Below are 7911 nucleotides of genomic sequence, written 5' to 3'. Positions count from 1 at the left end.
GGGACGGCACACCGGGCGGCACAGCCGCCGAGCCGTCTGCACGCCCGCCCGACCGACCGACCGCACCTCGGGCGGCCACGCCGGACGGTTCGGGCGCGGACACCGCTCGCGCGGACACCGCCGAGCGCACCCCGGCCGTCCCGGCTGTCCCGGCCAGACCGGTTGTCCCGGCTGTCCCGGCCGGACCGGCTGTCCCGGCTGTCCCGGCCGGACCGGCTGTCCCGGCTGTCCCGGCCGGACCGGCTGTCCCGGCTGTCCCGGCCGGACCGGCCGGACCATGGCGCCTGGACATCGCCGCACCGGCGCACGCCGGCCGTCCGGCCGGGCCGTCCCCGGACACGGCCGGGGGCACGGCCGGAGACACGGCCGGAGACACGGCCGGAGACACGGCCGGAGACACGGCCGCAGGCACGGCAGGAGGCACAGACGGAGGCACCGGAGGCACGGATCGAGGCACGGACGGCGGCACAGCCCCCGGCACAAGCGGAGGCGCAGCCGCCGACGTCGTGCTGCGGGTCTCCGGGCTCGGCCGGTCGTACCGGGCGCCGGGGTTCCGGCAGCGGCGGGCTCCCGTGGTGCGGGCCGTCGAGTGGGTCGATCTGGAGGTGCGGGGCGGGCAGACCCTGGCGCTCGTCGGGGAGTCCGGGGCCGGGAAGAGCACGACGCTGCGGGAGATCGCCTCGCTGGCGGCTCCGCAGGCCGGCCGGGTGGAGATCCTCGGGCGGGACACCGCGCTGCTCTCCCGCCGTGCGGCGCGCGAGCTGCGCACGGCCGTGCAGCTCGTGCCGCAGGACCCCGCGTCGAGCCTCGATCCGCGGATGCCGGTGGGCGACATCGTCGCCGAGCCGCTGCACGCCGCACGGGTGCCGCCGGCCATCGTGGCGGCGCGGGTGCCGCGGCTGCTGTCCCAGGTGGGGCTGCGCCCCACGGACGCGGACGGCTATCCGCACCACTTCTCCGGGGGGCAGCGGCAGCGCATCGCCATCGCCCGGGCCCTGGCGGTCGGGCCCGCGCTGCTGCTGCTCGACGAGCCGGTGTCCGCGCTGGACGTGTCGGTGCAGGCCGGGATCCTGGACCTGCTGCTGCGGCTGAAGCGGGAGCTGGGCCCGGCGTATCTGCTGGTCTCGCACGACCTCGCGGTGGTCCGGCAGCTCGCCGACCGGGTGTCGGTCATGTACGCGGGCCGGACGGTGGAGACGGGCGGCGTGGCCGAGGTGTTCGAGCGGCCGCACCATCCCTACACCCGGGCCCTGCTCTCGGCGGTCCCGCTGCCGGATCCGGTCGCCGAGCGCTCCCGGCGCCGGATCGTGCTGCCTGGTGACCCCGGGGCGGCCCCGCCCACCGCCTCCGGGTGCGGCTTCCGGGCCCGCTGTCCCGTCCAGGCCGTGCTCTCCGCCGCCCAGCGGCGGCGCTGCGCGGAGGAGACACCGCACCGGCGGGCGGCAGGACCGGCCGCCGGCCACACCGTCTCCTGCCACTTCCCGCACGACAGCCGTCTCGCACACGACACCCGTCTCGCGCACGACAGCCGTCTCCCGGACGACGAAGGACCGGGTCCGGTGCGAAGCGCGTGTGTGATCAGCAGCAACCACCACTCCCACCGCTGGACTCGGCCATGCCTTCGTGCTGCGGACGGTTACCGGGACCGGAATCGTTCAACCACAGTCCACCCGACACGAGACCACTGACCAGGACGACGATTGCGATGAGCGCGATTATTTTATTGCTCACGAAAATCCCCTCCCCCGAACAATAGAAGGCGGCGCTTTGACAATTACAGTCAACATTGAATGACTCCCGCAGTCAAGCAACTTCTTGCAAAATTAATCATATCCAAACGGAATATCGCGCACCGCATAAGGAAATCCCGGCCGCGATCAACGGAATGCGCTGCAAAATGCGGTCGAGAGCCACTAAAAGATCACCGGAAGCCCATTGGGTAGATATCAACTTACTGGTAACATCGATCTGTCATCCTGACAGTCAAGTACTGCACCGAGGAGTCGGCATGGATCCACTCGGCAACGCGACGGCCGCAGGACTGGGCGAGCGCATCAGGTTGTTGCGCGGCAAACGTGGACTCAAGCAGCAGGACCTCGCGTCCGGTGAGATTTCGGCGAGCTACATCTCCTTGATCGAGTCGGGCAAGCGCGGCGCGCCGTCGGACTCGGTGCTCGCCGCGCTCGCCGAGCGCCTGGGGTGCTCCACGGAGTACCTGCGCACCGGACGCGACGACCACGAGCTGGAGGAGACCCGGCTGCGGCTGGCCTTCGGCGAGATGGCCCTGCGCAACGGCAGCAACGGCGAGGCGCTCCAGACCCTGAGCGACCTCCTGGCGAAGCCGTCCCTGCTGGACCCGTCGATGACCCGGCGCGCGCGCATCGCGCAGGCCTCCGCCCTGGAGAAGCTGGACCGGATCGAGGCCGCCATCACCCTCCTCGAAGACCTCCAGCGCGACCCCGAACTGCCGCCCGGTTCCGCCGACTGGTGCACGGTGTCGGTCGCCCTGTGCCGCTGCTACCGCAACGCCGGCGACATCACGACGAGCGTCGAGATCGGCGAGCGGGCCATGTCCCGGCTCGACGCCCTCGGCCTGGACGTCACGGTCGACCACGTCCAGCTCGGCGCCACGCTCATGACGTCGTACCACATGCGGGGCGACCTCACCCGCGCCCAGCTCCTCGGTGTCCGGCTCCTGGACGCCGCCGAGAAGCAGGGGGCACGGGCCGCGCGGGGTGCCGTCTTCTGGAACGCGGGGCTCGTGGCCCGCTCCCGCGGCCAGCTGAACGAGGCGCTGGCCCTGGTGGAGCGGGCGCTGGCGCTGATGTCCGAGGACGACAACATCCGTCATGTCGCCATGCTCAAGATGAACTGCGGCTCGCTCCTCCTCCAGGTCGACCAGCCCGAACCGGCGCGCGCCAAACAGCTGCTGGAAGAGGCTCAGCAGCTGCTGGCGGAGGTCGGCAACGCCCCCGAGCTCGCCCAGTGCGAGATCGGCCTGGCCGACGCGGACGCGATGCTCGGCAACTGGGACGAGGCCGCGGCCCACGCGGAGCGGGCCCTCGGCCTCACCGGCCCGGAGTCCCGCATCCAGGCGGTCGGCGCGCGTGCCACGCTCGCCGAGATCCATCTGCTGCGCGGCGACCACGAGCAGGCGGCCCAGTGCCTGCAGGCCGCCACCCGGCAGCTGCGCCAGTTCCCGCCGTCCCACCAGACCGCGCTCAACTGGCGTTACGTGGGCGACCTGTGGCGCCGCCAGGGCAACGGCACCGCCGCCCTGCAGGCGTACGACCAGGCGCTGTCGTCGGCCGGCCTGGCCCCGAACCGCGACCCGAGCACGTCCTTCACCGAGCAGGGCCGGTCCTGACCCGCCGCATCCGGTTCCCCGAACCACCCGAATTCCCCTCCCGGAACCGCCGTGAAATACCCGCACGACAAAGCGAAACGGAAGTCCGTCGAGCACCGATTTCCCTGTACCGGTTCCGGTCCTTTCACCGCCGGATTCGACGCGGTTCGACGCCGGTTCGGACGCCGAGTCGGGCATTGAGTCGGACGCCCGGCCGGACACCGGGTCGGACGCCGGGTCGGACATCCGGCCGGACGCCGGGTCGGACATCCGGCCGGACACCGGGTCGGACGGCCGGTCGGACGCCGGGTCGGACGGCCGGCCGGACGCCGGGGCGGACGGCCGGTCGGACGCCGGGGCGGGCGCCCGGGCGGGCGTCGGTTTCGACGCCGAGTCAGACGCCGCGTCAGACGCCGCGTCCGCGTAGTGCGCCCGCTGCCCGTCCGATGCCGGTGCGGCGGACCCGGGCATGCGGCCGTCAGCGGGCCGCGCCGGCCAGCCGGTGCACCGCGGCGAGCGGGACCGGCAGCCGGTCGGGGCGCAGCCGCGACTCGTACACCGCCTCGTAGACGGCCTTGTCCGCCTCGAACGCCCGGAGCAGCACGGGGTGGCAGTCCGGGTCCTCGTGCCCGGCGGCCGCGTACCCGGCGACGAACGCCCGCCGGTTGCGCACCGCCCACGCGGACGCGCGCCGGCGCCGGCGCAGCCGTACCGCGGGCGAGGTCTCCGCCGGCTCGCCCGCCTCGACGGCGGTGAGCCCGGTGCGGGCCGCGTAGTCGAAGGAGCGCAGCATGCCGGCGACGTCCTTCAGCACCGGCTGCGGGCGGGCGCGTTCGGCGGCGGACCGGGCCGGCTCGCCCTCGAAGTCCACGATCCGCCAGCCGTCGTGGGCCCGCAGCGCCTGCCCCAGGTGCAGGTCGCCGTGGGTGCGCTGGACGTAGAGGGGACAGCCGCGCCCGGCCACCCGGGCGCAGTCGTCGAAGAGGGCGCCGAGCCGTGCGGTGTAGCGGGCGAGGGCCGGGACCTCCTCGGCGGCCTCCTTGAGGCGCATGGTCATCCGCGCCGCCTCCTCGGCCACGTCCGCCACGGTCAGCCGGGTCCGGCCGAACGCCTCGCCCAGCGCGCCGTGCACGTCGGCGACGGCCCGGCCCAGGGCGGATGCGTCCGCGGTGAAGCCCCCGCCGGCCGAGCCGCGGCCGGCCACGGAGTCGGTGGCCTGCCACAGCGCCTCCTCCCAGCCGTCCCGGGCGTCCGGCAGGAACTCCTCGACGAGGCCGAGCACCAGGCCCTCCGCGCCGGGGGCGTCGCTGTGCACCGCCCCGTAGAGGTGGGGCGTGCGGGCGCACTCCTGGCGGGTGAGCGCCCGCAGCGCCTCGACCTCGGTGTGCGGTGCCGGCTCCGGGCGGCGGAAGATCTTCAGCAGGACCCGGTCGCCGTAGGCCACCGAGGTGTTGCTCTGCTCCACCTGGAGCGGCCGGGGCACCAGGCCGACGGGCAGCGGATAGCGGGAGCTGCGCTCCAGGCGCGGCCCCTGGGGTGCGCCGCCGCCCGCCAGGGTGCGCAGCAGCAGGGCGAGCAGGGTGCCGTCGGCCAGTGCGTCGTAGACCCGCCAGCCCTGCCACGGGCCGGCCGGCACGGTGGCGATCGCGGCGGGTGCCAGCCGGTCCGGCAGCTCCGGGCGCAGGCCCAGCAGGAGCTGGCAGCGCAGCGGTCCGGCCTCGCCGTCCGCCGAGACCACGGCGTGCAGCAGCAGCGGGGGTTCGTCGCCGACCACCGCTGCCGCCTCGGCGGTCAGCGGGGCCCCGGCGTAGCGCGCGTCGAACCAGCGCCGGCCCGCCATCCACGGCCCGAGCGCGGGCAGCAGCGGCTGCAGGATCTCCGCCCTCGTCTCCGCCCTCGTCCCCGTCCTCGTCTCCGTCCTCATGACGCCTCCTCGGTCGTCAGTACGTGCGCGACCTGGTGGGCCGGGTCGAGGCGCACGTAGGTGGACTCGCCCCAGGCGTAGGCGGCTCCGGTGAGTTCGTCGCGGAGCTTGAGCGTGCCGTCGCCGGGCAGGCCGAGGGCCGCCAGGTCGCAGGTCACGGTCGCCTCCTGGGCCCGGTGCGGATCCAGGTTGACGACGACCAGCACCACGTCGGTGCCGCCCCGGGGCAGGTCCACGTGTTTGGAGTAGGCGAGGACCTGGTCGTTGTCGGTGTGCTGGAGCCGCAGGTTGCGCAGTTCCTGGAGGGCCGGGCGGGTCCGGCGGATCCGGTTGAGCTCGGTGATCAGCGGGGCGATGGTCCGCCCCTCGGCCTCGGCGCGCGCCCAGTCCCGGGGCCGCAGCTGGTACTTCTCCGAGGCGAGGTAGTCCTCGGTGCCCTCGGCGAGCGGGGTGTTCTCGCACAGCTCGAACCCGGCGTACACCCCCCAGCTGGGCGCGGCGGTCGCCGCCAGCACGGCCCGGACCTCGAAGGCGGCCCGGCCGCCGTGCTGGAGGTAGGCGTGCAGGATGTCCGGGGTGTTCACGAACAGGTTGGGCCGCAGGAAGTCCGCGCTGTCCCGGGTGAGTTCGGGCAGGTACTCGGTCAGCTCCTGCTTGGTGTTCTTCCAGGTGAAGTAGGTGTACGACTGCTGGAACCCGGCCTGGGCCAGGGCGTGCACCATGGCCCGCCGGGTGAACGCCTCGGCCAGGAACACCACGTCCGGGTCGGCGGCGTTGACCTCGGCGATCAGCCGCTCCCAGAAGTGCACCGGCTTGGTGTGCGGGTTGTCGACGCGGAAGATCCGGACGCCCTGCGCCATCCAGTGCCGCAGGACGCGCAGCGCCTCGGCGTACAGGCCCTCGAAGTCGGTGTCGAAGTCGAGGGGGTGGATGTCCTCGTAGGTCTTCGGCGGGTTCTCGGCGTAGGCGACCGAGCCGTCCACCCGGTGGTGGAACCACTCGGGGTGCCCGGACACCCAGGGGTGGTCCGGGGAGCACTGCAGGGCGAAGTCGATGGCCACCTCCAGGCCCAAGCCGCGGGCGGTGGCGACGAAGTACCGGAAGTCGTCCACGGTGCCGAGGTCGGGGTGGACGGCGTCGTGGCCGCCCTGCCAGGAGCCGATGGCCCAGGGCGAGCCGACGTCGTCCGGGCCGGCGACGAGAACGTTGTCGGGGCCCTTGCGGTGGGTGGCGCCGATGGGGTGGACGGGCGGCAGGTACACCACGTCGAAGCCCATCGCCGCGACGGCGGGCAGCCGCCCGGCGGCGGTCCGCAGGGTGCCGCTCACCGGCGGCGCGCCCGACTCCGCCACGGCTCCCTCCGAGCGCGGGAACAGCTCGTACCAGGAGCCGACCAGGGCCCGCCGCCGCTCCACGCGCAGCGCCGACGGCCGGGAGGCGGTGACCAGTTCGCGCAGTGCGTAGCGGCCCAGGGCGGCCGTCACCCGGGGGGAGGTGACGGCCGCCAGCCGGGCCGAGGGCGGCGCCAGGGTGTCGCGGAGCGCGGCGATCGCGGCCCGGACCTCCTCGCGCCGGCCCCAGTCGGTGATGTCGTTCTCGCCGTGTGCGGCCCGTTCGTGCAGCAGCACGCCCTCGCGCAGGGTGAGTTCGGTGTCGACGCCGGCCTCGGTCTTCAGCTCGGCGTCCCGGCGCCAGGTGGCCAGGGGGTCGGCCCAGGCCTCGACCCGGAAGGTCCACAGGCCCTCGGTGCCGGGCACCACGGTGGCGCTCCAGCGGTCGGCGTCCGGATCGACGAGGGTCATCGGCACCCGCTGGGCGGGGGCTCCCTCGGGGCCGCGCAGGACCACGTCCGCGGCGATCACGCCGTGGCCCTCGCGGAAGACGGTGGCCGTGATGTCGAGGTGCTCTCCGGTCACGGCCTTGGCGGGCAGTTCCCCGTCCCGCACCCGGGGGCGGACGTCGAGGATCGGGATGCGCCCGGTCACCGGTGTCATGATGATCGCTCCTCTCCCCGTTCGCGTCCCGTCAGCCCTGCCCGGCCTGGGCGGCCGGGGCGGGCTCGGCGGGCTGGCGGTCGGCGAGCAGGTCGATGATGGTGCGGGCGAAGACGTGGCAGTGGTTGCCGGTGCGGCCGGTGACCAGGTCGTCGTGGACGACGACGTCCTGGTCGACGTACTCGCCGCCCATGTTCCGCAGGTCGCCCAGCAGGTTGTTGTGCACCACCGCGCGCCGCCCGCGCATCAGGCCCGGGACCGGCGCGGCGAGCCACATGCCGTGGCAGATGATGCCCTTGACGATCGCCGGGTCGGCGAACGCGCGGCGCAGGAACTGCGCGGCGGGCGGCAGCTGTTCGGGGTCGTCGGTGTAGCGGAGGCGGTCGGAGACCATCCCGGAGGGGACGATCACCGCCGAGTACTCCTTCAGCGCGAACTCGTCGAGGTCCTCGAAGGACTCGGTGACCTCGAAGGGCATGCGGTGCTCGTGCCCCTGGAAGGTCATCCCCTCGTTGCCCCACAGCCGGGTCAGGAAGTGGACCTCGGCGCCCTCCTCGGGGAAGCGGTAGCGGTAGTAGAGGATCTCGGGCTCGTAGAAGTCGCTCTCCATCAGGACGGCGATCTTGTGTCCGTTCAGTCGCACGGCA

Annotated in this window: 5 protein-coding genes; 2 read left to right on the top strand and 3 right to left on the bottom strand. The window is 73.7% G+C overall.

Annotation, left to right across the window (positions count from 1 at the left end; all coding sequences use genetic code 11):
* The first annotated feature begins 506 nt into the window (after positions 1-506).
* Positions 507-1688: an oligopeptide/dipeptide ABC transporter ATP-binding protein gene (locus SSP29_RS55945; RefSeq protein WP_245883150.1), complete on the top strand. Its 1182-nt coding sequence runs from the start codon at positions 507-509 to the stop codon at positions 1686-1688.
* Between the two features lie 320 nt (positions 1689-2008).
* Complete coding sequence (locus tag SSP29_RS20205; RefSeq protein ID WP_089102087.1) at positions 2009-3367, top strand: helix-turn-helix domain-containing protein; 1359 nt, start codon at positions 2009-2011, stop codon at positions 3365-3367.
* 457 nt (positions 3368-3824) lie between these two features.
* Here SSP29_RS20205 and SSP29_RS20200 read toward each other — a convergent pair whose 3' ends face one another.
* From SSP29_RS20200 to SSP29_RS20190, 3 genes are read right to left on the bottom strand one after another with little or no spacing between them, the layout of a single operon-like run.
* Positions 3825-5270, bottom strand: coding sequence for a maltokinase N-terminal cap-like domain-containing protein (locus SSP29_RS20200; RefSeq protein WP_089102086.1), 1446 nt, complete (start codon positions 5268-5270; stop codon positions 3825-3827).
* Positions 5267-7264, bottom strand: a complete 1998-nt coding sequence (locus SSP29_RS20195; protein WP_089102085.1) for an alpha-1,4-glucan--maltose-1-phosphate maltosyltransferase — start codon at positions 7262-7264, stop codon at positions 5267-5269. The genes SSP29_RS20200 and SSP29_RS20195 overlap by 4 nt, the downstream gene beginning before the upstream one ends.
* 31 nt (positions 7265-7295) lie before the next feature.
* Positions 7296-7907 (bottom strand): DJ-1/PfpI family protein, encoded by a 612-nt coding sequence (locus SSP29_RS20190; RefSeq protein WP_089102418.1) that lies wholly within the window; start codon positions 7905-7907, stop codon positions 7296-7298.
* Between the last annotated feature and the right edge of the window lie 4 nt (positions 7908-7911).

Origin of the sequence: Streptomyces hyaluromycini (genome assembly GCF_002217755.1) — a bacterium.
Lineage (GTDB): Bacteria > Actinomycetota > Actinomycetes > Streptomycetales > Streptomycetaceae > Streptomyces > Streptomyces hyaluromycini.
The sequence above is the reverse complement of the archived record's forward strand: the minus strand, read 5'-3'. Positions and strand labels throughout refer to the sequence as shown.